This window comes from Hymenobacter ruricola, assembly GCF_015694525.1.
Taxonomy (GTDB): domain Bacteria; phylum Bacteroidota; class Bacteroidia; order Cytophagales; family Hymenobacteraceae; genus Hymenobacter; species Hymenobacter ruricola.
The window spans coordinates 1-26048 of record NZ_JADQDM010000001.1 but is presented as its reverse complement, the minus strand read 5'-3'; the positions used below and the strand labels follow the sequence as shown (position 1 = coordinate 26048).

Annotated in this window: 19 protein-coding genes and 1 pseudogene; 7 read left to right on the top strand and 13 right to left on the bottom strand. The window is 65.5% G+C overall.

All coding sequences use genetic code 11. From position 1 onward, the window contains the following. Positions 1-107: 107 nt before the first annotated feature. Both I2H31_RS00095 and I2H31_RS00090 read right to left on the bottom strand, forming a co-directional pair. Positions 108-1085, bottom strand: a complete 978-nt coding sequence (locus tag I2H31_RS00095) for a glycoside hydrolase family 43 protein (protein ID WP_317192149.1) — start codon at positions 1083-1085, stop codon at positions 108-110. Positions 1086-1153: 68 nt separating this feature from the next. Beyond that, positions 1154-1540 (bottom strand): hypothetical protein, encoded by a 387-nt coding sequence (locus I2H31_RS00090; protein WP_196290979.1) that lies wholly within the window; start codon positions 1538-1540, stop codon positions 1154-1156. Positions 1541-1763: 223 nt separating this feature from the next. On the opposite strand from I2H31_RS00090, the gene I2H31_RS00085 reads away from it, so the two are divergent. Then, a complete protein-coding gene (locus I2H31_RS00085; RefSeq protein WP_196290978.1) occupies positions 1764-2567 on the top strand; it encodes a S1/P1 nuclease in 804 nt (267 codons plus the stop codon). Positions 2568-2589: 22 nt separating this feature from the next. Here I2H31_RS00085 and I2H31_RS00080 read toward each other — a convergent pair whose 3' ends face one another. The 4 genes and pseudogenes from I2H31_RS00080 to I2H31_RS00070 form a co-directional block, all read right to left on the bottom strand. Next, complete coding sequence (locus I2H31_RS00080; protein WP_196290977.1) at positions 2590-3150, bottom strand: hypothetical protein; 561 nt, start codon at positions 3148-3150, stop codon at positions 2590-2592. Next, positions 3143-3607 carry an AAA family ATPase gene (locus tag I2H31_RS25770; RefSeq protein WP_394368950.1) on the bottom strand — a complete coding sequence of 155 codons (465 nt, stop codon included), beginning with the start codon at positions 3605-3607 and terminating at the stop codon, positions 3143-3145. The genes I2H31_RS00080 and I2H31_RS25770 overlap by 8 nt, the downstream gene beginning before the upstream one ends. 600 nt (positions 3608-4207) lie before the next feature. Continuing rightward, a pseudogene (locus tag I2H31_RS25765) lies at positions 4208-4336 on the bottom strand (AAA family ATPase); the annotation flags it as partial. A gap of 296 nt (positions 4337-4632) precedes the next feature. After that, positions 4633-5127 carry a hypothetical protein gene (locus tag I2H31_RS00070; RefSeq protein ID WP_196290975.1) on the bottom strand — a complete coding sequence of 165 codons (495 nt, stop codon included), beginning with the start codon at positions 5125-5127 and terminating at the stop codon, positions 4633-4635. Positions 5128-5470: 343 nt separating this feature from the next. Here I2H31_RS00070 and I2H31_RS00065 point away from each other — a divergent pair, with 343 nt between their 5' ends. Further along, positions 5471-6007 (top strand): inorganic diphosphatase, encoded by a 537-nt coding sequence (locus tag I2H31_RS00065; protein WP_196290974.1) that lies wholly within the window; start codon positions 5471-5473, stop codon positions 6005-6007. Further along, positions 6004-6507 carry a DUF421 domain-containing protein gene (locus I2H31_RS00060; RefSeq protein ID WP_196290973.1) on the top strand — a complete coding sequence of 168 codons (504 nt, stop codon included), beginning with the start codon at positions 6004-6006 and terminating at the stop codon, positions 6505-6507. The genes I2H31_RS00065 and I2H31_RS00060 overlap by 4 nt, the downstream gene beginning before the upstream one ends. 84 nt (positions 6508-6591) lie before the next feature. Here I2H31_RS00060 and I2H31_RS00055 read toward each other — a convergent pair whose 3' ends face one another. Continuing rightward, positions 6592-8082, bottom strand: coding sequence for an amidase (locus tag I2H31_RS00055; protein WP_196290972.1), 1491 nt, complete (start codon positions 8080-8082; stop codon positions 6592-6594). 152 nt (positions 8083-8234) lie between these two features. Between I2H31_RS00055 and I2H31_RS00050 the strand changes: the two genes are divergently transcribed. Further along, complete coding sequence (locus I2H31_RS00050) at positions 8235-8603, top strand: glyoxalase superfamily protein (protein ID WP_196290971.1); 369 nt, start codon at positions 8235-8237, stop codon at positions 8601-8603. A 2-nt stretch (positions 8604-8605) separates the two neighbouring features. Here the strand turns inward: I2H31_RS00050 and I2H31_RS00045 are convergent, their stop codons facing one another. Further along, a complete protein-coding gene (locus I2H31_RS00045; RefSeq protein ID WP_196290970.1) occupies positions 8606-10102 on the bottom strand; it encodes a pectate lyase in 1497 nt (498 codons plus the stop codon). 315 nt (positions 10103-10417) lie between these two features. On the opposite strand from I2H31_RS00045, the gene I2H31_RS00040 reads away from it, so the two are divergent. Beyond that, positions 10418-10894 (top strand): carboxypeptidase-like regulatory domain-containing protein, encoded by a 477-nt coding sequence (locus tag I2H31_RS00040; RefSeq protein WP_196290969.1) that lies wholly within the window; start codon positions 10418-10420, stop codon positions 10892-10894. Between the two features lie 13 nt (positions 10895-10907). Here the strand turns inward: I2H31_RS00040 and I2H31_RS00035 are convergent, their stop codons facing one another. The 5 genes from I2H31_RS00035 to I2H31_RS00015 all read right to left on the bottom strand — a co-directional run bounded on the left by I2H31_RS00035 (position 10908) and on the right by I2H31_RS00015 (position 18704). After that, positions 10908-11354 carry a hypothetical protein gene (locus I2H31_RS00035; RefSeq protein ID WP_196290968.1) on the bottom strand — a complete coding sequence of 149 codons (447 nt, stop codon included), beginning with the start codon at positions 11352-11354 and terminating at the stop codon, positions 10908-10910. Between the two features lie 122 nt (positions 11355-11476). Continuing rightward, complete coding sequence (locus tag I2H31_RS00030) at positions 11477-12259, bottom strand: rhamnogalacturonan acetylesterase (protein WP_196290967.1); 783 nt, start codon at positions 12257-12259, stop codon at positions 11477-11479. A gap of 141 nt (positions 12260-12400) precedes the next feature. Beyond that, entirely contained in the window at positions 12401-13582 is a 1182-nt protein-coding gene (locus I2H31_RS00025) for an efflux RND transporter periplasmic adaptor subunit (RefSeq protein WP_196290966.1), read from the bottom strand. A 200-nt stretch (positions 13583-13782) separates the two neighbouring features. Then, a complete protein-coding gene (locus I2H31_RS00020) occupies positions 13783-18213 on the bottom strand; it encodes a CusA/CzcA family heavy metal efflux RND transporter (protein ID WP_196290965.1) in 4431 nt (1476 codons plus the stop codon). A 161-nt stretch (positions 18214-18374) separates the two neighbouring features. Further along, on the bottom strand, positions 18375-18704 hold the full coding sequence (locus I2H31_RS00015) for a DUF6660 family protein (RefSeq protein WP_196290964.1): 330 nt from the start codon (positions 18702-18704) through the stop codon (positions 18375-18377). Between the two features lie 232 nt (positions 18705-18936). On the opposite strand from I2H31_RS00015, the gene I2H31_RS00010 reads away from it, so the two are divergent. After that, entirely contained in the window at positions 18937-24993 is a 6057-nt protein-coding gene (locus I2H31_RS00010) for a carboxypeptidase-like regulatory domain-containing protein (protein WP_196290963.1), read from the top strand. A gap of 148 nt (positions 24994-25141) precedes the next feature. Beyond that, the gene (locus I2H31_RS00005; protein WP_196290962.1) at positions 25142-25747 is read left to right on the top strand and encodes a hypothetical protein; all 606 of its coding nucleotides are present in this window, start codon (positions 25142-25144) and stop codon (positions 25745-25747) included. Positions 25748-26048 lie beyond the last annotated feature (301 nt).

The window sequence follows — 26048 nt, the reverse complement described above, 5'->3', positions numbered from 1 at the left end:
AAAGACGGTAAGGCGAGCGGCATAGGCGGAGAGGTTTCGGTGCAGCCCAAGATACGGGAAACCGGCCGTCGGCAGCTTGCCGCCGGCTCATTTTTGCGGAAGCCGGTTTACTGCCCCACCGGCGCGGGCTGGGGCTGCCAGGAGGGCGAGTTGCCGGCCACCACGGGCCAGCCGTCGGCATAGGTGAGGCGGTCGAGGAGCAGCACGCGGCGCGAGTAGCCTTCGGAGTCGTCGATGGCATCGAAGGTGGGCTGGCGCGGGTCGATGGCGTGGTAGGCCAGCCAGTCGTGGCCGGCGGCATCGGTCACCACGCAGTTGTGGCCGGGGGCGCGCCAGTGGGCATTCGCGGCCAGCAGGGCGGTGTGCGGGTTGGCACTGGCGGTGGCATAGGTTTCGAAGGGGCCGGTGGCGTGGCGGGCGCGGGCCACCAGCACGGCGTAGTGGGCATGGGGGCCGCAGCAGTTATCCCCCGAAAAAAAGAGGTAGTACCAGCCGTCGCGCTGGTGCACCCAGGCGGCTTCCACGACGCGGTGGTAGTCGGCGGGGTCGTCGCTCCCGCTGGGGTGCACCACGGCCCGCGCCTCGGTGCCGGGGCGGAAGCTGAGCCGGTCCTCGGCCAGCTCGCGCACCCAAATCGGCCCGAAGCCCGAGCCCCAGTACAGCAGCCGCTGGCCGGTGGCGGGGTCGTCGAACGCCATGGGGTCGATGCAGGTGAAGCCGGGGCCGGGCAGCAGCGGCTGGCCGCTGTCGCGGAAGGGCCCGGCGGGGCTCTCAGCCACGGCCACGGCCAGGCTGAGAAAGTCGGCGCCATCGGGCCGGGCCGAGTAGTAGAGGTAGAAGCGGCCGCCGTGCTCGCTCACGTGGGGCGCCCATATTTTCTGGCTTTGCCGGGCCCACACCGGCTTTTCGGGCAGGCCTTCGCCGAGGTATTCCCAGTCGATTAAGTCCGACGACCGCGCCACCTGCAGGTTGATGATGACGCCGGCGCGCTTGGTTTGGGTGCCGTAGGCGTAGTACTGCCCATCGGTGGCGCGGATGATGGTGGGGTCCGGAAAGTTGTCGTCGATGATGGGGTTGGTGTACACGGGCAGTGGTCCTTAATAATATGGCGTCTATTAGAACGTCATGCCGAGCTTTTTAAGTTATCCTTTCCTCACTGCTGTTGCAGCCACACATACGCCGACGCTATGTCATCGAAAGTGCCCACCAAGGGGCTGCTGATGGGGTGCACCCGCTCTTCGGTGGCGTGGCGGGCCTGCAGGCTGAGGGGCAGCACCCAGGCAAAATAGCGCAAGCCGGCGGCCTGCATCTCTTCCAGCCACCGGCTGCCCCACTGCGTGCGCTGCATGTGCACGGCGAGGATGTTGGTGCCGTCGGTCAGGATTTTCTGGCAGGGCCACTGGCGCAGGCTGGTTAGCATCTGCTGGCAGGCGGCTTGGGCCGCGGGGCCGTCGTAGGCGCCGCGCAGGTCAACGTACAGCCAGCTATTGGACTCATCGCGGCCGATGAACAGGGCAGGAGAATCGATGATGGTTTGCACGTGAGCTGACGGATAACGCAGGCAATGGCATTTGGCGCATTCAAATAACGACACAAAACATGCTCCCGCCGCGGCTTTCAGTTCTTTATGGCGGGGCGGCCGCTACTTTGCCGGCTGCGCATTCATCTGTTGCGGCCGGACGCTAGCTTTGTGGTTCTGCTTGCGCTGGCCGGTATCCGAACGGTCGGAGAACCGCTTGCTCCTGCCCTCACCCCCTTCGCTGATGTTCCGAAAAATCCTTATCCTGCTGGTCCTGACATCCGCCCCCTACCGCCTGCTGGCCTGGGGCGTGCTGGGCCACCGCGCCGTGGCCCGCATTGCCGAAAACCACCTTTCCAACGCGGCCAAGCGCGAAATTGCCCGAATTCTGGGGCACGAAACGATGCCGCTGGTCAGCACCTGGGCCGATGAGCTGCGCAACGACCCGCAGTTCAAGGACACGGCGCCCTGGCACTACGTGAACGTGGCCCCGGGCCTCGACTACGCCGCCTTCACCGCTCAGCTCAAGGCCACCGTGGCGCCCGCTCCGGCCCTGCCCACCAACGCCTACGCCGCCCTGCTGCAAGTGCGCCAGGACCTGAAGGACCCCAAGAAAACGGCCGACGAAAAGCGCATTGCCCTCAAGTTCCTCATTCACTTGGTGGGCGACGTGCACCAGCCCCTGCACCTGGGCCACCTCGAAGACAAGGGCGGCAACACCATTCAGGTGAGCTGGCGCGGCCGCGACACCAACCTCCACAGCGTGTGGGACGGCGACCTGGTGGAATACCCCGGCTTCACGTTCACCGAGATGGCGGCGGCCTACGACCACGCCACGCCCGCCCAAATCAAGGAATGGCAGAAAAGCGACCCCACCGCCTGGCTGTTCGAGTCGTACCAACTGTGCGGGCCGGCCTACGCCGCGCCGGTCACCAACCCCAAGTTCGACTGGCATTTCTACCCCACCTTCGGCCCCACCGTGGAAGACCAGATTCTCAAAGCCGGCGTCCGGCTGGCCGGCCTGCTGAACGAGGTGTTTGAGAAGTAGAAGCTCCCGCCAGCGTGTGGGGCTAAGGATGGCGCGGGGGAGCAATATTCATCACCCGCGACACAAATTCGGCCAATTCCTGGTAGGCCGGCGGACGGCGGCGCTGCAACTCCCGTAGCAGCAGTTGCAGCGCTTTGTTCTCCGTCACCCCATCTTGCTTGCAGAAGTTTTTGAAAGGCACCAGCTCGGCGGGCAGCCCGAGCGCCAGCAAGTCGATGCCAGCGGCCAGGGCCGTGCGCAGCAGCCAGGCATCGCAGGCCGGATGGAGCACAATGAGGTGGTGGGCCGGCTGGCCGGGGTGCCGCACAATGCAGTGCGGGTGGTGGCGCTTGTCCCAACCGCCGGCCACCACTTCCGTAAATTCGGAGAGGTAGGGCTGCTCGGCAAACTTCTTATCGCCGTCGACCATGCCCACTACCCGGCGCGCCTGCCCGCTGGCGTCGGCACCCTGCCGGCGCAGCACCCCGCCCACCTTGCCGATGCCCTGCGCGTGGCTAATGAAGTCGTCCCGGTCGTGCAGCAAGGCCAGCATGAGGGCGGTATCGGCCCAGCATTCGGGCACGAACAGCGCGTAGTTAGCCATTGGCAGGGCGCGGAATGAAGCGGCTCATGTTGTAGAACACATCCAACTCGTCGACCCGAATGGCCCGCACCTCCTCGTCGCTTAGCTGCTTCACCTTGGTTTGGTAGTCCTCGTAGTAGGCCACGAAAATGGCCAGCTCCGACGCCTGCCCCTCATCCGGCAGCATCTGCTCCAGGATTTCGGTGATGAGATAGGGGCTGTGCGTGGCCACAAAAAACTGGTTGTTGCGGCTCTCCACCATGCGCCGCCCCAGCATCGACACGTACACCGGGTAGGAATGCGCCTCAGGCTCTTCCAGCAAAATCACCGCGTCGTCGTTGCTCTCAATGGCGGCCAGGTAGAAGATGATGCGCTGCAGGGTATCGGCAATGCTGGAATAGGGGTAGGAGTAGATAAGTCCTCCGTCTTCTTTTACTACTTCTAGCTCATTGCTCACCATTCGCAGCAGTAGCTTCAACCCATATTTATTGAACATTTCCGCCACCTCTTCTCGCAACCCGCGATAGGTCTGAATGATATTCTTCAAATTGTCCCCATGGGGTGGGGCTAGATAAGGCAATGAATAATTTTTACCTACCTCACTACCTTTAACAAACAGGTACGGCCGAACTGAAACATAAGGAATAATAGACATAGAGGCATTCCTAAAGCCATTCGAATTTCGTGAACTCACTTTTCCATCCGAATCAAATTCAAGCCAACCATACTCAGCAGAATCAGGCATACTTTTCTGCTCCCTGTTATCCCGCCTAATAACTTCTTCAATCCATTCTTCCAGCGTGAGCGGCTTTGGCTCAGATGCATCTCCTATTCTTATTAGTGGCACCCGGCTCACTCTTTGCTCAAAAACGCGTTGCGCTTCACTATTCATGAATAATGCGGCCGATGTGCTGCGCCAAGGCTGCGTACATAAGTAGCAGTTATCTCTATTCGTGGTAACACTTACTGTATTGTGTAATAGGTTATCATAAAACAATTGATTTGACTGCTGATATCGAATCATTTGTTTCATGAGCTTATCATCTCTATCATACACCATTCCCCCCAACAAACTCATAGCCTCTAGAATATTCGACTTGCCGACGTTGGGCTGGCCGATAATCAGGTTTACGCGCCGGGGCTGCATCGTCACGTCTTTTATTGACTTGAAATTCTGAATGCGCAGGGTGTTGATGGCGTTTTTCATAGCGGCCAAAGGTAATTCAGCGCCCGCACCCCGGCGCGCCACCCAAAAACATCCACCCGCCACCAAAAAAGCCCGGCGTTCCGAGTTATTTGCCCGGCGTCCCGGGTTATTTCGGCGGGGTGCCGCCCAAAGAGCCTCGCGCGCCGCCTCAAAAGCCCGGCCCGCCGCCGAAATAACCCGGCACGCCACCAAAAAAGCCCGGCGGGCCAGGCAAAATGCTCGGCGCGTCGGGCTTTTTTGGTGGCGTCCCGGGGTCGGACCCCGGAATGCCGGGGTCCGACCCCGGCGCGCGGGGGTTAGGCGGCGGGGGCGTTGCCTGCCTTCTTGGTGGCTTTGGCCGCGTTGGTGGGACGGGCGAAGCGGGGGGCCAGCTCCGCGACGGCGGCCTGGGCGCCGGGCTGGTTGGTTTTGGCCGCGCCCTGCAACGCGCCGTAGCCAATGAGCGACGCGGTGTAGCCCTCGGAGCCGGCTATCATGCGGGTGCTGTCCACGTCGAGGGTGAAGCCGTCGAGTTCCTGGTACACCTCCAGCAGGTCGTTGCTCGTGGCCGCGTCGATGAGCAAGCCGGTCACATCAAGGTAGCTGGGCATGAGGCTGGGCAGGTTTTGGGCGTAGCCGGCCATCTTGGTCACGAAGGCCAGGGTTTTGTCGCCCATCTTGGGCAGTTCCTGCCGCTGCTCGGTGGTGAGGGGGTGCAGGTAGGGCGCCAGGGCCGCGCGGGCGTCCCGGATTTTCTTGAGCGCGTCGGCCAGCACGGCGGCCGGAATAGCGGTGGCGTTGAGGTTGTCCATAAAACGAAAAAGGGGTTAGGTAGAAGCCCCACGACGTTGCCGGGCCCGCGGGTCGCGCACCTCAGCGCTGAAGCACGTTACCGGCTGGAAATATGAGCAATAATTCCGGAACCGGCACCGAAATCGTTTTCAGCAAAGCAATTCCGCGCTACGACATTCAATATCCTGTATTTCAACCGGTATTTCGTCCCATTAATTTCCGGCGGCCGGCCCTGGGTTTGGTTGTTGGCTGCGCCCACCAGCGGGCTTTTTCGTTCCCGGCCGCGTAAGCTGCGCCGTCGTAACATCTGCGTAACATTGCCCGTCATTAGGAGCACCAGGCGGCACCAGCCGCTCCGCTTCCATGGCTTCGTCCCTGCATCAGTTGCCCGCCCACGTCCCCCACTCCCGCAGCCGCGTGCACGTGGTGGTGGAAACGCCCAAAGGCGGGCGCAACAAGTTTGCCTTTGAGCCCGACCTGCAAGTCTTCAAGCTAAAAGGCGTGCTGCCCGAGGGCCACAGCTTCCCGTTCGATTTTGGCTTCGTGCCCTCCACCCGGGCCGCCGACGGCGACCCGCTCGACGTGCTGCTGCTGCTGTCGGCGCCCGCGTTTCCGGGCTGCGTGGTGGAAGCCCGCCTCATCGGGGCGCTGGAGGTGGAGCAGCGCGAAAACGACGGCCAGGTGGTGCGCAACGACCGCCTGCTGGCCGTGGCCGCCGACTCGCGCGAGCACGACGACATCCGCGAAATCACCGATTTGTCGAAGGTTATGCTCCGCGAAATCGAGCACTTTTTCAGCTCCTACAACGAAGCCCACGGCCGCGAAATCAAGGTATTGCACCGGGTGGGGCCCGCCCGGGCCGCCGCCCTGCTGAAGCAGGCTCTTATTTCGACCCCATGAAAGAGCTGGCCGACACCCTTTTCGGCCCCGATGCCGACTCGCACACCATCACGGCGCTGCAAATGGCGGTGCGCACGGTGCTGGTGTTTGTGGCGGCGCTGGCGCTGCTGCGGCTTTCGGGCAAGCGCACCTTCGGCGGCAACACGGCGTTCGACATGGTGGTGAAAATTATGCTGGGGGCCGTCCTGAGCCGGGCCGTGGTGGCCGCCTCGCCGTTTTGGGGCACGCTGCTGGCCGGGCTGGTGCTGGTGGGCCTGCACCGGCTGCTGGCCTGGGCCTCCTTCCGCAGCGAGGCCGTGAGCCGCTTGGTGAAAGGCGATGCGGTGCTGCTGGCCGAGCACGGCCAGCCCTGCCCCGAAACCCTGGCCCAGCACAACCTCACCCACAACGACCTGCTGGAAGGCCTGCGCGACAGCGGCAACGTGGCCGCGCTGGCCGACACCGAAGCCGTGCGCCTGGAGCGCAACGGCAGCATCAGCGTGGTGAAGAAGCAAGAGTAGAATGTAGCGCGGACTTTGTAGTCCGCGACCCCGGGTCGTTATAGCGGTTTTAAGGGCGCGGGGTTGCGGACTACAAAGTCCGCGCTACAACCCGGGCCGCTTCTCAAACCACGGCCGGGCCTGTTCCAGCTGCCCGGCCAGCCGGAACAGCACATCCTCGGCCCCCAGCCGGGCAATGAACTGCACGCCGCAGGGCAGCCCCTCGGCCGTCCAGTGCAGGGGCACCGACATGGCGGGCTGGCCCGTGAGGTTGGCCACCTGCGTATAGGGCGTCTTTTCGAGGCTTTGCTCGGCCAGCTTCTCCACCAGGCCGGAGCGCTGGATGAGGCCGCCCAGCCCGAAGGTGTTCACCAGCTTCAGCAGCTTTTGCTCCAGCGGTTTCGGTTGCAGCTCGCCGATGCGCACGGGCGGGGTGGCCAGTGTGGGCGTCAGCAGCAGGTCATACGTCTCGTGGAAGCGGCCCATGCGGCGGGCGCTGTCGTTCCAGGTGTGGCGGGCGGCGGCAAAGTCGGCGGCGGTGTAGGTGCGGCCCAGCAAGCCCAGCAGCCAAGTGGTGGGCTCCACGTCGGCGGGCCGGGCGGGGCGCCCCAGGTGCTTGGCCAAAGCCGCAATGCTGGCCCCGGTTTCGCCGAAATACAGCATCAGAAAAGCGGAGGCTATGGCCCGGCCGTCGAAGGGCAGCGGCACTTCTTCCACGTCGTGCCCCAGACTTTCAAGCAGCCGCGCAGCATCCTGCACGGCGGTGGCGCACTCCGGGTGCAGGGCGCGGCCCAGCGGGTGGCCCAGGCTGAAGGCGATGCGCAGGCGGCCGGGCGGCCGGCCGGCTTCTTCCATATACGGCCGGGCCGGCGCGGGCAGGAAGTAGGGCGCGCCCGCGTCGGGGCCGCAGGTGGCGTCCAGCATCGCGGCGCTGTCGCGCACCGAGCGGCTGAGCACGTGCTCCACGGCGGCGCCTTGCCACTTCTCGCCCTGTTCGGGGCCGGTGGGCACCCGCCCGCGGCTGGGCTTCAGCCCAAACAGCCCGCAGCAGGCGGCCGGAATCCGGATGGAGCCGCCCCCGTCGCCAGCTCCGGCCACGGGCACCATGCCAGCGGCCACCGCCGCGGCCGCGCCGCCGCTGCTGCCGCCGGGGGTATGGCCCAGGTGCCAGGGGTTGCGGGTGGGGCCGTGCAGGGCGGGCTCGGTCACGCCCATCAGGGCAAACTCGGGCGTGTTGGTTTTGCCCAGGATATTCAGGCCGGACGCCTGCCAGCGGCGCACCAGTTCGGCGTCTTCCTTGGGCGTGAAATCGTGCAGGGCCCGGCTGCCCGAGGTGTGCGGCGCCCCGGCGTACTGCGCCCCAAAATCCTTCAGCAGAAACGGCACGCCGCCAAACGGCCCGGCCGGCAGCCCGGCCCGGGCCCGCTGCCGCGCGGCCTCATACAGCGGGTGCACCACGGCGTTGAGCTGCGGGTTCAGGGCTTCGGCGCGGGCAATGGCGGCGGCGCACAGCTCGGCGGCCGTGAGCTGGCCGCTGCGCACCAGGGCCGCCATGGCCAGGCCATCGAGCGCATCGTATTCAGCAGGAGAAATCATGCGCTAAATGTAGCCCGCCAGGGCCGTTTTCGGCGCCGTAACGCATTATCAATCACAAGCCCGCTTCTTCATAAAGTAATGCTTAACCAATCACGAGTTATATTTCCATTTCCGTAGGCAGCCCTTCCGACGCTTTTTCTACCCCAGGCGGCATGATAACCCCCGTTTTTCGGATTTTAGACTACGCCGCCGCACTCGATTTCTACGTGGGCTGGCTGGGTTTCCGCATCGACTGGGAGCAGCAGCCTGTGAAGCCCTACGCCTACGTGCAGCTGTCGCGCGGCGAGGTGGTGCTGCACCTCAGCACCAACCCCGACGACGGCGCCATGGGCTCTCGGGTGCGGGTGGTGATATGGGGCCTGCTGGCCTACCATAACCAGCTGCTCGACCAAAACAAACCCTACCACCGGCCCGCCCTGCTCCCCGCCTCCTGGAGCGCGCTGGTGCTGGAAATGGAAGTTTTCGACCCGTTCGGCAACTGCATCGTTTTCTGCGAAGCCGCCGGCCTGAAGTCCATCTAAACTTACTTTTTGACCGGCTTCGGGGCCACCGGCCGGGGCGCGGGCGCCGTAGGCTTGGGACCCACTGGTTTCGGACCAACTAGTTTCGGGCCAACTGGTTTTGGCGCCATTGGCTTGGCCGCCGTCATGGCCAGGGCGAGGCTGTTGAGGTAGTTTTCGAGCTGTGAGTAGCCGTTGGGGGCGCGCTGGGCGCGGTCGGCGGGACTGCTGGGGTTCAAGCCGTGGGCTTTTTCCCAGGCGTCGGGCATGCCGTCGTGGTCGGTGTCGGCGGGCGCGGGCGCCGATTTCAGCACCGGCCAGGCGCGCTGGCTCACGCTGTAGGGCGTGCCGTGCGGGTAGTGGCCCTGCACGTCGATGATGGTACCGGTGCCACGGCGCACCTCCCGCACAATGCGCTGGTCCAGGGTGTCGCGGGTGGGCCGGATGGCGCCGGCGCCCCGCAGCACGGCCTCGTAGGCGGCGGGGGCCGCTTGCAGGGTGGTGGGGCCCAGGGCGAAGGGCTTCGTCACCTTGGCCAGCACGGTGTCGGCGGCGGTGCCGCCGTTCATCACCACGCCGCGCCAGTTGCGGGCCGTCACGGCGGGCGCGCCGTCCACGTAGTTGCCGGTGAGGTAAAACTTGCCGTAGGGCAGGCGGCCCTGCTCCTTGTCGATTTTGTAGGGGTTCAGCACCTGTGCGCGCACCCGCGGGTTGGTGTTGGGGCCCGGCTTGTAGTAGTTGTTGACGACGTTGTAGTTGCCGCCCTCGCCGGCGTACACGTTGTTCTCGCCCCAGTTGTAGATGACGTTGTTGCTGAAATCGCAGTTCTCAAAGCCCGCCGGGTGGGTGTAGCGGCTGCCGTTGAAGCGGGGCGTGCGGTTTTTGCAGTGCGCAAACAGGTTGTGGTGGAACGAGGAATGCTGCCCGCCCCAGATGCCCCCGAAGCCGTGGCGCTCGAAGTCGGTGTCGCCCTTTTCGTAGTGGTAGGAGTAGTTCAGCGGCTCCGCAATGAGGTTCCATTGCAGTGTGGTGCTGTCGCCCTCATACACCGACAGGGCCTCGTCGGTGCTCCAGCTCATCGAGCAGTGGTCGATGATGAGGCGCTTGTTGCGGATGCCGCCGAAGGCATCGTCGCCCCCGGCGCCGTCCACGAAGCCGCCGTTCTGGTTTTTGTCGCCCATCCGAAACCGCAGGAAGCGCACGATGACGTTGTTGGCCTTCACCGACACCGGGTAGTCGGCCAGGCAAATGCCGTCGCCGGGCGCCGTTTGGCCCGCAATGGTGGTGTTGGGCTTGCTGATGGTGAGCGGCGAGAGCAAATGGATAGTGCCCGACACCCGAAACACCACCGTGCGCGCCGGCGCCTTGGCCGAGCTCAGCTGCAGCGCGTAGCGCAACGAGCCCGGCTGGCCGTCATCGAGCAGGTTCGTGACTTCCAGCACCGTGGTGGGCACCGCTGCGGTGCCCCGCCCCCCGGTCGTAAACCGGCCCGCGCCCTCGGCGCCCGGAAATGCGACCAACCCTTGGGCTTGTCCAGTGACCGCAGCCAACAGGCAACTGCAGGTAATTAAGGGGCCAATTTGTTTGGCCGCCACACGAAATACATTGTGAAAAGAAAAAATTGTCATATATTTAGGATGAAAAAGCAAATTACTACGCGGCCGTGAACGGCGGGTGAAAGAGTCATGTTGCCGTCAGGTGAACCAGTGGGGAACGAGCTACTCTTTTTTCTTCGTTTAGCAAGGCAACCTCGGCGTAGTGTGTTGCGTGTTAATGAAATGCCGCTTTCCGGGCCGTCGTTTCCCCTTCCTGCCACCCTTTCCCGCCCCCATCTCATGCGCCCTTTTTTCCTCGCTTTAAGTTTCGTTGTGATTTGCGGCGCGTGCCCGGCCTTCGCCCAAAGCGCTGATTCGCGTCCCTCATCCGAGGCGAATGCCCAGGAGCGCCTGGCCCTCTCCGAGCGCCCCGGCCGCGCCCCGGCCGCTACTGCCCGGCTGCTGTGCGCGCCCATCAGCGGCCAGGTGTACGACCCCAACGGCAAGCCCCTGGTGGGCGCCACGCTGCTCATCAAAGGCACCCACGACACCTACGTGACCGACGCGCTGGGCCGCTTCCAGCTCACCAACCCGGTGTACGAAGGCCAGGTGCTGGACGTGGAAGCCGCGGGCTACGTCCTCCAGCACGTGGCGCTTGACGACTGCACTCTCCCACGCCTCGTGCTGGCCCGCGCCCCCGATGCCAAGATTAAGCAGAGCGGCAAACGCGCAGGGCAGGTAATCCGCCTGCACCACCGCAGCACCAACCTGAAATAGCCACCCGGTTGGCCTACGCCGGTAAATCTTCGTGGGCGCGGCAGGCCGCCAGCCACTGCATGGCCGCCTGCTCTTCGGTGAAGCGCTCGACGTGGTACTCACGGCCCTCGAAGTAGGTGAGCGGCGGCACGGTGGCGTCGTGTTCCAGCTCGTAGAGGTGGGTGGGCATGAACAGGTAAGCCATGTGCACCGGACGGCCCAGTCGCTGGGGTAATTGGGGCAGAAAGTGCTCCATCATCCAGGCCGTGCCCTGCTGGTTGGCGTGGTCGCGTCGGCGGGCATCCACCAGCCAGAGGCGGGCGCCGCAGGCTTCGGCCACTTCCAGCAGGCGCTGGTAGCCGGCGTGCAGCTCCGCCTCGGTGGGCTGGCGCAGCCACCGGCCCACCAGCACCTGCAAATCGGGCCGAAACTGATACTGCAAATAATCGAGAGCGGGCAGGGAAGCCGGACGGGGCTGCATAGGGTGGCGAACGCCCGGCAAAGGCCGGCCTGAACGGCCGGAAGGTACGCCCCGCCAACGGACATGCGCAAAGCCGGCCCGCCGATTACGTATTGGCCGCAGAGGGCGGCGCGCCGGGGGTTCTACCGTGCCTGGGGGTCTACGGTTTTGGCGGCGGCGCGCTGCACGATGCGCGAGGCCAGCTCCAGCTTCAGCGCGCGCACGTCGGCCAGCACAATTTGGGCCATCTTGCGGGCGCCCAGTTCGTTGAAATGGGTGTTATCCTCTTTGCCTTCGGGGTAGTTGGGGTGCTCGCCGGGCAGCAGTTGGTTGAACAACAGTTTCGAGTTCTCAACGCCAAACTGCTGGAGTAGGGTCTGGCTTTCACGGTCCAGGTCGATGAGCGGCACCTGCTGCTCGCGGGCGGTGGCGCGCACGATTTCGGCGTATGCTGTGTGGGTTTCTTCCACCTTGCCGGCGGCGTCGAACTTGCGGCGCGCCACCGGCGTGATGAGCACCGGCGCGGCTTTCTGGGCGCGTGTTTCGGCGATGAAACGGACGAGGTTGGCTTTGAAGTCGGCTTCGGGGGTGTAGCTTTTCTTGGTGGGTACTTCGTCGTTGTGGCCAAACTGGATGAAGACGTAGTCGCCTTCTTTCAGGGCTTTGGCCACGGGCTGCCAGCGGTTTTCGGCCAGAAAGCTTTTGGTGCTGCGGCCGTTCTGAGCGCGGTTGTCCACCGTCACGGTTTCGTCGAAAAAAGTGGCAAAGGGCATGCCCCAGCCGGTTTCGGGGTAGGCCTTCACTTCTTTCACCGACATGGTGGAATCGCCGATGAGGTACACGGTAATCTTGCCGGGCGCCGGGGCAAAGGCGCTGAGCAGCAGCAATGCCAGCGCCGCGGCGCCAGCAAACAAACGGTTGACCATGGAAATAGCGCTAAAGGTTCAAAAAACCGAAGTTGGGGCTAATTTCCAATAATCCGGCACTTTTCTGGCACAAGTCGCGCCTGCGAATTACCATGCGATATGTGTGGAAAACCCGAAACCGCGAACGGTCAGCAAGCGGGGCTACTCCTCTTCTTCGGCATTCTTGAGCTTGCCGAGCAAGGCGTACGCGCCTGCCGTCACGAAGCGCAGCGGCTGGCCCTGCTCGGCGGCGGGCAGGTGGACTTCGGTGTAGCCGTCTTCGCTCACGCCCCGGGTCACGGGCACGAGGCGGTAGGTGGCGGTGCCGGCCGGGGCACCCGCGCTGGCGGCCACGAATACGTAGGCCTGGGCGCCGTACTGCACCACGGCTTTTTCGGGCAGCGTGGGCACGGTCACGCGGTTGGTTTCGATGACGGCGCGCACGAAGGTGCCGGGCAGCAACGCCTCGTCTTCGCGGTCCTGGTGGGCGTGCACGCGCACCGTGCGCTCGGGGCCGATGGCTTTGCTGATGAGGTAGATGTGGGCAGTACGCTCGCGGCTGAGCGAGTCGTTGCCGAGAGAAAAGCGCACGAGCTGGCCCGCCTTCACCTGCGGAATGTCGCGCTCAAACACGGTAAGCTCGACGTGCAGGTGCTCGGGATTTACGATTTCGAACAGCACGTCAGTAGGTGTCACGCTCTGGCCAATGCTCACGTTGACGGCCTTGACGAAGCCGCTTTTGGGGGCGCGCAAACTGGCCGTGCTCACGATGCGGCCGCCGACAGGCAGGCCCGCCAGGCGCAGGCGGGCGGCCTGGGCACTGGTTTTCACTTGCAGGGCTTCGTACTCGGCCTGGGCGCGCTGGTAATTTTTCTGCGGCGCCACTTCCTGGCGGTACAGCTCGCCCTGGCGCTCGGCTTCGGCCTTGGCGTACTTGAGCTGACTGCGGGCTTCGAGGTAATCCTGCTGCAGCTGCACAAAATCGGGGTTGCGAATGACGGCCAGCAGTTGGCCCACGCGCACGCGGGAGCCCTGCAGCAAGCTGGTGCGCTCAACAAAGCCACCCAGCGGGGCACTGACGGAAACCAGGTTTTCGGGCGGCACGTCCAGCACGCCGTTCACCTTGAGGCCGCCGCTCATGGGCTGCTGGGTGAGGGCGCCCAAGCGCACCCCGCCGATTTGCTGCTCGGCGCTGGTGAGGGTGACCTGGTCGGGGGCCGCGGCTTCGGCGGCCGGGGCAGCTTTGCTTTCCGTGGCTGAGGCTTCGGTGGTTTCTTCAACTGCTTTTTTGCCGCAGCCAGCCAGCAGGGCCAGCAGCAGAAAACAGGTGGTCAGGTAGCGCATTTTGAGAAGTGAAGAAGTGAGGGCCGGCATAATGCTTGTTCAATCAGGTGGTCATGTCAGAATCAGAAAAAGGCCGTCATGCAGAGCGCAGCGAAGCATCTCGCGTGCTCAAACTAAATAGTGGTGGCACGCGAGATGCTTCGCTGCGCTCTGCATGACGAGTTCACTCTTCGTGCTGGTTCTGCCATGGCTCTTATGTTCTACTGGCTGCCCAGTAGGTATTCCAACTCGATAACGGTCTGGTTGTGTTGCAGCAGGGCGTCGAGGTAGTCGAGGCGCAGGCGGCGGGCGCGCTCCAGGTTGAGCAGGTATTCGGAGTAGCCCGTTTCGCCGGCCTTGTAAGCCAGGGTGGACAAGCGGGTGATGACCGTGGCCTGGGGCAAGGCCGTGGTTTCGAAGTAGCGCAGGCGCTGCTGCTGCTCGGCGCGGCGGGCCAGCAGCTCATCGAGCCGGCCAGCCAGCTCGGCCTGGTAACGCTCAAGGCTGGCCTGGGCCACCTGCTCCTGCAGGCGGGCGGCCTGCACCCGGGCTTTTTGGGGGCCGCGCAGCAGGGGCACGGCCACGCCGGCCTGCACGCCCTGGAAGCGGGCGCCGGGCCCGAAGTAACGCTCGGTGCCCGCGGCGTCGAGGCGCTGGTAGCCAATGATGCTTTGGTTGAAGTAGCCCACCGTGAACTCGGGCAGGCCGGCGGTGCGGGCCACGCGGGTTTCGGCGCGGCGCTCGGCCACCTGCTGCACCAGGGCCCGCGCCTGGGGGTTGTTGGCGAGTAGCAATGTGTCGGCCGGGGCGGGCGCGCTGCTATCGGCCCGCGGCACGGCGCCCAGCAGCGCCAGGGGCCGCAGAATGCTGTCGGCCACCTGCACGGCGACGGGCGCTTGCAACAGGGCCTGCAGCTGGCGCCGGGCCACCCGGAAATCGGTGCGGGCGGCCAGCAGTTGGGTCCGGATTTCGCCCTGCTGCACCAGGGCCGTGGCGGGTTCGAGGCGGGCGACTTCCCCGGTTTTGAAGCGCAGGGTGGCGGCGCGCAGGAACTCGGTGTAGAGGCTGTCCTGCCCGCGCAGCACCCGCAGGCGGTGGCGGGCGTGCACGGCCTGCTCGTAGCTCAGGCGCACCTGGCGGCGCAGTTCGGCCTGCACCCAGGCCAACTGGGCCTGCTGGCCGGCAATGCGGGCATCGGCCAGCCCGGCGGCGCTGCGGTACACGCCGGGCAACGCCAGCGACTGCGAAACGGTGAATTGGTTGTCCCGATTCTCCGAATTATACTGCCCGTAGCTGCCCTGCACCGTAGTGCAGCCGAAGTCGTAGGCGGCGCGGCGCAGGGCCTGCTGGGCTTCGAGGGCGCGCTGGCCGGCCAGGACCGTACCGTTGGTTTGCAGGGCCTGGGCCACGGCTTGCGGAGCGGTGAGCGGGCTTTGGGCCTGGCCAAGCAACGGCAACAACAGCAGAAACAGCAGCGAGGCCACGGGCAGGCTCTTGGTCGCTGGCCGCTGCTCGGGAGTTGGCTTTGGGGCCTTTTTCTGCTCGGAGAGGGCATACAGCACCGGCAGCACCAGCAGCGTGAGCAGCGTGGCCGACACCAGCCCGCCGATGACGACGGTGGCCAGCGGCCGCTGCACCTCGGCGCCGGCCGACTGGGCCAGTGCCATGGGCAGAAAGCCGAGCGAAGCCACGGTGGCCGTCATCAGCACAGGGCGCAGGCGCACTTCGGTGCCGCGCATGATGCGTTCGGTCAGGTCACTGATGCCTTCGGCTTTGAGCTGGTTGAAGTAGCCGATGAGCACGATGCCGTTGAGCACGGCCACCCCAAACAACGCAATGAAGCCCACCCCGGCCGAGATGCTGAACGGCATGCCCCGCAGCCATAGCGCCGCCACGCCGCCAATGGCCGACAGCGGAATGGCCGTAAAAATCAGCACCGACTGCTTGAAGGAACGGAAGGTGAAAAACAGCAGCACGAAGATGAGCACCAACGCCACCGGCACCGCAATGCTGAGCCGCTCGGTGGCCTGGCGCAGGTTCTCAAACTGTCCGCCGTAAGTGGTGAAGTAGCCGGGCGCGAAGCGGATTTGGTGGTCGATTTTGCCCTGCAGTTCCTGCACCACGCTGGCCACGTCGCGCCCCCGCACGTTGAAGGCCACGCTGATGCGGCGCCGGGCGTCGTCGCGCTGAATCTGGTTGGGGCCCTCGCGCAGCTCCACGTTGGCCACTTGTTCCAGGGGCACCTGCTGGCCGTTGGGGGCGGCGATGAACAGGCGGCGCACGCTGTTGATGTCCTTGCGCAGGTCCGGGCGCAGGCGCAGCACGAGGTCGAAGCGGCGCTCCTGCTCGAACACCTGGCCGGCGGTTTCGCCCGCGAAAGCCGTTTGCACGGTGCGGTTCACGTCGGCCACGTTCAGGCCGAACCGGGCGAGGCGGTTGCGGTCAAGCTGCACCACAATTTGGGGCAGGCCGGTTATTTGCTCCACGTACACATCCTCGGCCCCCGGCACCTGCCGCACCAGGTGGCCGGCCTGCTGGGCGTAGTCGGCCAGCTGCTGCAGGTCTTCGCCGTAGATTTTCAGCACCACGTCCTGCTTGGCCCCGGAAATCAGCTCGTTAAACCGCATCTGGATGGGCTGCTGGAAGCCGAACGTCACGCCGGGCATCACGCTCAGGGCTTGGGCCATTTTGGCGGCCAGCTCCTCGCGGTTACCAGCCGAAGTCCAATCCTTCTGGTCCTTCAGAATAATCATCAGGTCGCCTGCCTCCACGGGCATGGGGTCGGTGGGAATCTCGCTGGAGCCGATTTTGGCCACCACCTCCTTCACTTCGGGAAACTGCTTTTTGAGGATGCCGCCGGCCACCTGGGCTTGCTCGATGGTGTAGCTGAGCGAGGAGCCGGTGAGCGTGCGCATCTCCACCGCAAAATCGCCTTCGCTGAGCGTGGGAATGAACTCACCGCCGAGCGTGCGAAACAGGAAAAACCCGCCCGCCAGCAGCCCTGCCGCCGTGAGCAGCACCGCCGCCTGGTGGCGCAGGGCGCCCTTCAGCAGCGGGTGGTAGAGGCGGGTGTAAAAGGCCATCATGCGGTCAGAAAAGGTCTTTTTGTTCTCGGTGCTGCGGCTCAGGGCCAGCGCCGACATCATGGGCACGTAGGTGAGGCTCAGCAAGAAAGCGCCGAGGATGGCGAAGGCCACGGTTTCGGCCATGGGCCGGAACATCTTGCCCTCGATGCCCGCCAGCGCCAGCAGCGGCAGGTACACAATCAAGATGATGATTTCGCCGAAAGCCGCCGACGAGCGGATGTTGCTGGCGGCCGTGTAGGTTTCGTCGTTCATTTCCGCCGCCGTGAGCTGGCCCCCGGCGGCGTGGCCCGGCGCGTGCCCGCCGTGCAGCCGGTGCACAATAGCCTCCACGATGATGACGGCCCCGTCCACAATCAGCCCGAAGTCGATGGCGCCGAGGCTCATCAGGTTGCCCGACACGCCAAACAGGCGCATCATGCTCACGGCAAACAACATGGCCAGCGGAATAACCGAGGCCACCACCAGCCCGGCGCGCCAGTTGCCGAGGAACAGCACCAGCACAAAAATCACAATCAGGGCGCCTTCGAGCAGGTTTTTGCTGACGGTGTGAATGGCGCGGTCCACGAGGTGGGAGCGGTCGAGGAAGGGCTCGACGGTGACGCCGGCGGGCAGGGTTTTGCGGATGATGGCCATGCGCGCCTGCACGTCCTTGATGACTTCCGAGGCGTTGGCGCCTTTGAGCATGAGCACCAGCCCGCCCGTCACTTCGCCCTGGTTATTCAGCGTCATGGCCCCATAGCGCACGGCCGAGCCCAGACGCACGTCGGCCACGTCGCGCACCAGCACGGGCAGGCCAGTGCTGGTGCTGCGCACCACGATGTTGCCGATGTCGGCGGGACTTGTGGCCAGGCCTTCGGTGCGGATGAAGGCGGCCGTGGGGTTCTGGTCGAGGTAGGCGCCGCCGGCGTTCTGGTTGTTGGCGGCCACGGCCTGGTACACTTCGCCCACGCTCACGCCCAGCGAGCGCAGCCGCTCGGGGTCGAGGGCCACTTCGTACTGCTTGAGCCGGCCGCCGAAAGAGCTGACATCGGCTACGCCGGGCGTGCCCAGCAGCTGCCGGCGCACCAGCCAGTCCTGAATGGTGCGCAGCTCGGTGGCGTCGTACCGCTGCTCGTAGCCGGGCTTGGCGCGCACCAGGTACTGGTAAATCTCGCCAAGGCCGGTGCTGAGGGGCGCTAGCTCGGGCCGCCCGGTGCCGGCCGGAATCTGGCTTTCGGCTTCCCGCAGCCGCTCCGAAACCTGGGCGCGGGCCCAGTAGATGTCGGTTTTATCCTCAAACACGACGGTGACCACCGAGAGGCCAAAGCGCGAAAAGGACCGGACTTCGACCCGGCCGGGAATGGTGGCCATGGCCTGCTCGACGGGAAAGGATACCAGCCGCTCAATCTCCTGGGCGGCCAAGGACGGCGCCACCGTGTACACCACCACCTGGTTGCTGGTGATGTCGGGCAGCGCGTCGATGGGCAGGCGGCTTAGCGAGTAGCTGCCCCAGGCCACCAGGGCCAGCGTGAGCAGCCCGATGATGAGCTTATTGTGAATAGAAAAGTGAATCAGCCGGTCAAACATCCGCTGGGTGGGGTAAGGTCTAACGCTTCAATTGAAATCCTGCGGCGCGGCGGCCCCGGCCTATGGGCAGAAGCAGCGGCGTGGCCCGGCGCGAAACACGCACCACGAATAACCGGAACGCCAGCAGCGCCCAGCGGGTCAGCAGAAAAATCGAGGAAAGGTTAGGCCCGCGGGGGCTGCCACACGGCCGCCGTGGAGCGGGTGGGAGCGGCCACGAGCAGCGCGGCGTGGCTCGGGCCGGCCACCCACTGCAACGGTGCCAACAAGGCCAGCGGCACCACTCTACCGGGCGCCAGCACCGCCCCGGCGCAGCAATGGCACTGGCAAAGCGGGGAGCACCAGTCGCCCAGGTCGTGCTGGCCGCCCTCGGAATGTGAGGCGGGGCTGACGCTGGTTTGGGCCGGGGCTGCGCACGTCGCCACGTCGTCGGCACAGGGCAGGCAGGCGAGGCAGGTGAGGTACAGAGAAAGCAGCAGGGCCAACAAACGCATCGGGGCAAAGATACGCCGACGGCCTGTTGCAGCCGGCGCAGTAAACGGCGCGGGGTGGGTTTGAGAGCCGGCTGCTTTGCCCGCTTTCACTTGAAGATGGCTTGTGGGGCGACGCCATTTAGCAACCGAAAAGGCCACCTGAGTCGCCAATCGGGCAAGCCGGCTGGCAAGGCATCTGTGCATTTCGCGGGCCGCCCGCATCGGGCAGTAAACCGCCCCTCTCCCGCTGCCTATGCGCCCTTTGCTACTTTTTGCCGCCTTCTTCCTGCTCTTGCTCCGCCCCGCCCTTGCCCAACAGCCGGTGGCCCAGGCCCGCCAAACGAGCTACCTCACTAAGGTTTTTCGCATCACCGATGCGCAGGCCCGCGCCCTCTACGAGCGGGGCATGAACGCGGCGCGGCCGGCGTTTTTCACGCAGGTGGCCGATTCGTTTCCTTCGGGCCAGCCCGCGCGCCGCCCGCTGCCGCTGGGCTACTACCTGGTGGCCCACACCGAAGGCAGCCAGCTGGTGTACTGGCTGCGCACCGAAACCGACCGCGAAGTGCTGGTGGTGGACAACCAGGTGGACGTGAGCCTGGTAGTGCGCGACTCGCTGGGCCAGCTGCTGCCCGATGCGCAAGTGGCCCTGGCCGGCCGGCCCCTCCCCTTCGACGCCGCCACCCAAACCTACCGGCGCACCGGCCGCAGCCGCGAAGGCCTAGTGGCCGTGACGCAGCACGGACGCACCACCTACCACACCCTCGACCAGAAGTTTCCGGAGGAAGGCGAGCGGTACCGGCCGCGCGCGGCCTGGCTGCGGCCGATTTACTGGCGGGCGGCATACGGCTTTCCGCTGGGCTACCTCGGCCGGCCGGTGCGGAAGCTGGTGACCGAGCTGCACCACGCCTCGGATGTGTCGACGGGCCTGGTAGGGCTGCTACGCTCACCCTTCAACGAAGACGTGCGCGACGAGCGCCAACAGCGCCGCGAGGACCGGCACGACAACGAGCGCGCCCAAACCGACTACCGCTGGACCAGCTACGTGGCCACCAGCCAGCCCCGCTACCGCCCCGCCGCCGACACCCTGCGCCTGAAGGCGCGGGTGCTGCGCCGAACCAACGGCCACCCCTACCGCCGCCCCCTCACCCTCTGGCTAGGCGCCAGCCAGGCCGATGCCCAAGCCGGCAAGCGCATTGCCACGTTGCGGCCCACGCGGCCCGGCAGCTACCAGTACACCCTGCCCCTGACCGACACGCTGGGCCTGCGGCCCGACACCTACGTGGGCTTCCGGCTGCAGGACCGGCGCCGGCGCGTGCTGGCCAGCGGGCAGTTTATGCTCGAAGACTACGAGCTCAAAAACACGCACTATGCCCTGCGCGTGGCCGAGAAAACCCAGCGCGCCGGCCAGCCCCAGGCCGTATTTCTGCGCGGCACCGATGCCAACGACCTCAACCTGCTCGATGCCCGGGTGCAGCTGAGCGTGACGCCGGCCGGCGCGCCGGGCCCGCTGCCGCGCCGCCAGCTCTTCGTGCCCGATACGCTCTGGACCAAGCGCCAGCCGCTGGATGCGCTGGGCGAAACCCGCCTCGACCTGCCCGGTGCCGCCCTGCCCGATGTGGACTTTCGTTACCGCGTGCAGGCCACTTTCCTCAACGCCGACAACGAGCGCCGCAGCGAAAGCACCACCGTCGATTTCCGCCGCGACCCCGGCGAGCTGCGTCTGGAGCTGCGCGGCGACTCGGTGCACCTGCAATACCGGCACCTGGGCCAAAGTCAGCCCCACGCGGCCATCCTCAAGGTATCCACGGACAGCGACCTGGGCAGCGGCTGGCTGTTTCGGGGGCCGGTGCAGCTGCCGTGCGCGGTGAAGGTGAACGGCCTAGCCGACTTTTATGCACTGAGCGACGCGCAGGGCCACGAGGCCAGCCTTGAAATCGACGAGGACAACGCCGAGCTCAGCCTGCTCTCCGACCGCTCGGCTGACTCGCTGGTGCTGGCCGTGAGCAACCCGCACCAGGTCAATTTCTGGTACTACCTCTACCAGGGCAACCGCCTGCGCTACCGCGGCTACGGCCCCGCCCTGCGCCTGGCCGTGCCCCGCGCCGGCACCGGGCCCTGGTACGCCTCGCTGCACTACTGGTGGGGCGAGGAAATGCGCACGGCCGAGTTCACCATGGCCCTGCCCGCGCCGCAGCTCGTCGTCAGCACCGAGCAGCCGGCCGTGGCCTACCCGGGCCAGAAAATCAGCCTGCGCTACGCCGTGACCGACGAGCGGGGCCGCCCCGTGCCCAACGCCGACCTCACGAGCTACGCCCACACCAGCAAGTTTGGGCAGCCCAACGCGCCGAAGCTGCCCGTGCTGCGGGCCAGCCGGCCGGTGCTGGGTCGGCAGTCGCGGCGGCGCTTCGAGCTGGGCGAGGATTTTGACGGCTCCTCGGGGCGGCAGCTGCTGCCCTGGGCCCGCTGGCACACCGCGCTGGGGCTCGACTCGCTTACGTTTTATAAGTTTTTGTACCCGGAAAGCGGCTTTTTTCACGAGTACCGGCCGGCGCCGGGCGGCATCACGCAGGTAGCAGTTTTTCTCGTTGATTCGGGCCGGGTGCAGCCCCCGATGGCCGTATACGTCGACGGCCAGCCCGCCTACATCCACGACCTCAACCGCAGCGCCCCCTACACGGCCGTGGCTGACAGTGGCTTTCACACTCTGAGCATTCGCACCGCTACCCGCTTTGTGACGCTGCGCGACGTGTACCTGCGCCCCCTGCACAAGCTCACCCTGAGCATCGACGTAAACCGCCCCTGCGCCGAGCTGAGCGTAGAAAAGTGCCCGGCCACCCTGGCGCCCGCCGAGCTGCTGGGCCTGCAGCGCGCCGTGGTGGTGCTGGATAATTCGCCGCTGGCGGCGGCCACGCTGCGGCAGGGGCTGCTGCTGCGGCCCGTGTCGCCGGGCTATTTCGGCGGCACGGCGGTGAGCGGGCCTTTCCGGCCCGATTCGGTGTTGCTGCGCGATGCCTACGGGCTGCGGCGCAAGTTCCTGTTTGAGCCGCTGTACCGCTATTCTTTCGGGCCCAGCCTGCTGAAAATGCAATGCCTGGAAACCGGCCATCTGGGCAAACTCAACGGCACTGCGGGCGCCGACTGGCTGCCGCTGAACGGCTTTGCCTACACCGAGGCTGACTTCAGGCGCCAGCCCGCCTGGGTGGCCGCTGCCACGCCCGACTACCTCACTGCCCGGCTCGACGTGCCCCAGGCCACGCCCGCAGGCCAGGGCCGACTGGAGCTGCGCTTGCCCGAGCGCCCCGCCAAAGTCAACCCCACTTATCCGGAATTGCCAGTGCCGCGCTACGTGCTGCTCACGCGCCCCGGCTTGCCCAAGTTCCGGCGCCTCGAACCCGGCGGGCAGCTAATTCAGGCCCTGGCGCCCGGCCGCTACCGCGTGGCCGTGCTGCTGGCCGACAGCTCCTGCTTGGCTCCCGCCGAGGACGTGTGCATTGAGCCCAACGGCCAGACCTACTTCCAGCTTTGCCTCGCTGACCGCGTGCCGGCCGGCCGCCTCAGCCGCCGCATCAACCAGCAGCTGTGGCTGCGGCGGCCCATCAAAGATTCCATCACTTGGGCCGACAGCGTGCCCGCCCGCCGCGAAATCCGGGTGGAGACGCCCACCGCGCCCAAGCCCGGCTGGCACACGGTGCGCGGCCGGGTGCTCGACCAGGCCAGCGAAGAAGGCTTGCCCGGCGTAACGGTGCTACTGAAAGGCACCACCCTGGGAGTTTCCACCAATGCCGACGGTAGCTTTTCGCTGCAAGTGCCGCCCGATGGGCGCAGCACCTTGTCCTTCCGCTACTTGGGCTACGCCAGCCGAGACGTGGCGGTGGACGGGCAGAGTGTGTTGGAAGTCAAGCTATCAGTTGACGTCAAACAGTTGAGCGAAGTAGTTGTGACAGCGCTTGGCAATACGCGAGAGCGCAAGTCCTTGGGCTATGCCGTTTCGTCGGTGGCGCTGCAAGGCAAGGTGGCTGGGGTGCAAATCACGAGTGGCATGCCGGGCAGCTCGTCGCGGATAAGCATTCGCGGCAGCGCCTCCCTCACCGCCAGCGCCCAACCGCTGATTATCCTCGATGGCCTGCCCTTCAACGGCTTGGTGGCCGACATTGACCCCGCCATTATTGCGAACGTTAACGTCCTGAAAGCCGCTCAGGCTGTGGGCCTGTACGGCGCCCAGGCCGCCAACGGCGTCCTGCTCATCAGCACCAAAAAGACCGGCGACGCCGCCGGCCCCGGCCAGGACCCGCGCCTGGCCATGCGCCGCCATTTCCGCGACTATGCCTGGTGGCGGCCCTTGCTCGTGACCGACGCCCGCGGCGAGGCCCGCACCGAGGTGGTGCTGCCCGACGACGTGACCAGCTGGGACAGCTTCGTGCTGGCCTCCGACAACCACGGCCGGCTAGGCCAGGCCACCGGCCGCGTAAAATCGTTCAAGCAGCTGCGCGCCGAGTTGGCCACGCCCCGTTTCCTGGTAGCCGGCGACCGCACCCAGCTGCTGGGCAAAAGCCTGAACTACGGCTTCGATACGGCGCAAGTGACCACCACCTTCCGGGCCGGCGGGCAGATGTTGCGCACCCAAAACCGGCTGGTGAGCCCTGTGGCGCTGGATACGCTCACCTTCACTGCTCCCGCGTCGCCGGGGCCCGATTCGGTCACGCTCAGCTTCGGCCTGGCCCAGGCCAACGGCTACCAGGACGGCGAGCAGCGCAGCCTGCCCGTGCTGCCGGCCGGCACCCTGGAGCGGGTGGGCACCTTCGCCACCCTCACGGCCGCCGACACCACCGTGCAGCTCCCTGTGAACCCGGCTTGGGGCGAGGTGACGGTGCGCCTGGAAAGTGACGCCCTGCCTCTGCTGCTCTCCGAAATCGAGCACCTGCAGCACTACGCCTACCTCTGCAACGAGCAGGCCGCCTCCAAGCTGAAGGCGCTGCTGCTGGAGCGGCGCATCCGGACGGTGCAGGCGCTGCCATTCCGGGGCGACAAATCCATCAACTTTCTCATCAAAAAGCTGCTGGCCGGCCAGCACAAGCCCGAACACCTGTGGGGCACCTGGCTCGAGTCGCCGGTGAGTGCCTGGGCCACCACGCACGTGCTGGAAGCCCTGCTGGAGGCCGAAAAAGCCGGCTACAAAGTGCCGCTTGACCGCGCGCCGGTGCAGGCTTTCCTACTGCGCGAGCTGGACAGCCACCTCAGCGAAGCCGCCACGGTGGCCGCGCTGCAGGGCCGGCTGCAGCCCGGCTACTATGGGTACTACCGCGCCCCCGACGACCTCATTCGCCTGCTGGGCCTGCTGCACCGCCTGGGCGCCCCGGCCGATTTCGGGACCTACCTGGCCCGCTTCGACCGCCTGCAGCAGGGCCGCCAGCCCCTCGACCGCTACTTGGCGCTGGTGGCGTTGCGCCAGCAGCTCGGCTTGCCCTACCAGCTCGATACGCTGCGCCGCTACCGCCTGCGCACCCAGCTTGGCGGCGTGTTTTATGGCGATACGCTGCACGCGTCGACTTACTATCGCTACCTGCTGCGTGGCCAGGTGGGCACCACGCTGCTGGCCTACCGGGCTCTGCGCACCCACACCGGGCACGAGGCCGAGCTGGCCCGCCTGCGCGTGGGCCTGCTCAATCTGCGCCTGGGCGGGCACTGGACCAGCACCTACGAAGCGGCCGAAATCCTCGAAACCATCGGGCCCGACCTGCTGGCGGCGGGCAAGCCGGCCACGCTGGCGCGGGCCCAGCTCAGCGGCGGCCTTAGCCAGACGGTAACGCAGTTTCCCTTCACGACTAAGCTGGCCAGCAGCAGCGGCCCGCTCACGCTGCGCAAAGAGGGCCTGCTCCCGCTCTACGCCACCGCCTACCAAAGCCATTGGAACCCGACGCCGGGGCCGGTGGCCGCCGCCTTCACGGTGCGCACCGAGCTGGCCGGGCAAGCCGGCACGCGGGTGCTGCTGCACGCCGGCCAGCCCGCCGAGCTGCTCGTGACCGTGGACGTGCCCGCCGAAGCCCGCTACGTGCTGCTGGAAGTGCCCATTCCGGCCGGCTGCTCCTACGGCGAACCGGCCCCGACCAATTCCCTCGAAACCCACCGCGAATACCTGCGCCAGCAAACCGGCATCTTCCTCGACCGCCTGCCCGTGGGCCGGCACCAGTTCCGCATCGCGCTGCAGCCCCGGTTCCGGGGCGTGTACACCGTCAACCCCGCCAAAGCCGAGCTGGTGTATTTCCCCACCAGGTTTGGGCGCTCGGCCAGCAAGCAGGCCGTGGTGCAGTAAGCGGGTTTCCGGGCGCTGACTGAACTAACCTAGCATCTTATCCCCGGGTAACTACGTGGTTTTTCTAAACGCGTAATTACCCTATGGTGAGAGGGTTTGATGTGCCGTTCCTTTGGTGCTCACCAATTCCTGCTTCAGCATAGCGCCCATGAAACACTTTCTTCTTACAACCGCCCTGGCTTTGCTGGCGGGATGCTCGTCAGTCCCGGAAGAGGCCGATACCACCGTGGTGCCTTTGCCCATGGCGGAAGTTTCGGCTTTGCGGACCAAGCTGGGCGGGCTTTCGGAGGAATTTCAAAAGCCCATCTACCGGCAAGTGCCATATGACGTGTCCGGGATGATTGCCCGAACGAAATGGTTTGCCGAAATGGGCGGACTGCTTAGAAGGGGAAACCGCAGTGGTGACTCCGTCTGCCGCAAGCTGTGCGCTGGGCTATACCCCCGCCTATCGGCGCAGCAGCGGGCTTTGTTCCCTCAAATGCGTCAGAGTTATATCCGTTTGCTGCCGCGTGACCAACTCATGAAGGGCGCCAAAATCGAGTGGAGAGACCGAACCATAAACCTTAGCGCAACCGAGTTTAATGACCCGGGCAAGCAAGCCCGAATTAAAACGGTGTATGAACGCAACCTAAGGGCCCTCCGCTTTAGTCAGATGAACCTCATTTGGGGCAATACGTCCAAAGAGCGGTGGTCATTCGCCACGGGCGCGATGGCAGATGCAGAGGTTTCCAGCAACGCCAGTGGCTACCGATAAGGTACCACTGCTCGAACTACGAAAAAGGCCGCCTTATCAGGCGGCCTTTTTCGTGCCAGGCATCCGGAACTTCCCAACCCGGGTTTCTATTCTGGTGCATTTAACAGCTTTTTGACCACCGCACGGTGGCTCCTTTCCAGCGGATTTAGCTCCCGGGAAAGTCATAGGAGAAAGCGACGCACCGCCCCCGGCGCGTGAGGACATAAGCGGACACCGTGCGGTTTTGAGGTGGTCTAGGAATGATGGACAGAAGAAGGACGTATATTTCTTCTGTAATGACAGCAAAAAAGAGCGGGGCGTC

Coding starts and splice junctions, on each gene's coding strand:
- I2H31_RS00085 (WP_196290978.1), top strand. CDS start 1,764: ATGTTCCGAAAAATCCTTATCCTGCTGGTCCTGACATCCGCCCCCTAC.
- I2H31_RS00080 (WP_196290977.1), bottom strand. CDS start 3,150: ATGGCTAACTACGCGCTGTTCGTGCCCGAATGCTGGGCCGATACCGCC.
- I2H31_RS00070 (WP_196290975.1), bottom strand. CDS start 5,127: ATGGACAACCTCAACGCCACCGCTATTCCGGCCGCCGTGCTGGCCGAC.
- I2H31_RS00065 (WP_196290974.1), top strand. CDS start 5,471: ATGGCTTCGTCCCTGCATCAGTTGCCCGCCCACGTCCCCCACTCCCGC.
- I2H31_RS00060 (WP_196290973.1), top strand. CDS start 6,004: ATGAAAGAGCTGGCCGACACCCTTTTCGGCCCCGATGCCGACTCGCAC.
- I2H31_RS00055 (WP_196290972.1), bottom strand. CDS start 8,082: ATGATTTCTCCTGCTGAATACGATGCGCTCGATGGCCTGGCCATGGCG.
- I2H31_RS00050 (WP_196290971.1), top strand. CDS start 8,235: ATGATAACCCCCGTTTTTCGGATTTTAGACTACGCCGCCGCACTCGAT.
- I2H31_RS00040 (WP_196290969.1), top strand. CDS start 10,418: ATGCGCCCTTTTTTCCTCGCTTTAAGTTTCGTTGTGATTTGCGGCGCG.
- I2H31_RS00035 (WP_196290968.1), bottom strand. CDS start 11,354: ATGCAGCCCCGTCCGGCTTCCCTGCCCGCTCTCGATTATTTGCAGTAT.
- I2H31_RS00030 (WP_196290967.1), bottom strand. CDS start 12,259: ATGGTCAACCGTTTGTTTGCTGGCGCCGCGGCGCTGGCATTGCTGCTG.
- I2H31_RS00025 (WP_196290966.1), bottom strand. CDS start 13,582: ATGCGCTACCTGACCACCTGTTTTCTGCTGCTGGCCCTGCTGGCTGGC.
- I2H31_RS00020 (WP_196290965.1), bottom strand. CDS start 18,213: ATGTTTGACCGGCTGATTCACTTTTCTATTCACAATAAGCTCATCATC.
- I2H31_RS00015 (WP_196290964.1), bottom strand. CDS start 18,704: ATGCGTTTGTTGGCCCTGCTGCTTTCTCTGTACCTCACCTGCCTCGCC.
- I2H31_RS00010 (WP_196290963.1), top strand. CDS start 18,937: ATGCGCCCTTTGCTACTTTTTGCCGCCTTCTTCCTGCTCTTGCTCCGC.
- I2H31_RS00005 (WP_196290962.1), top strand. CDS start 25,142: ATGAAACACTTTCTTCTTACAACCGCCCTGGCTTTGCTGGCGGGATGC.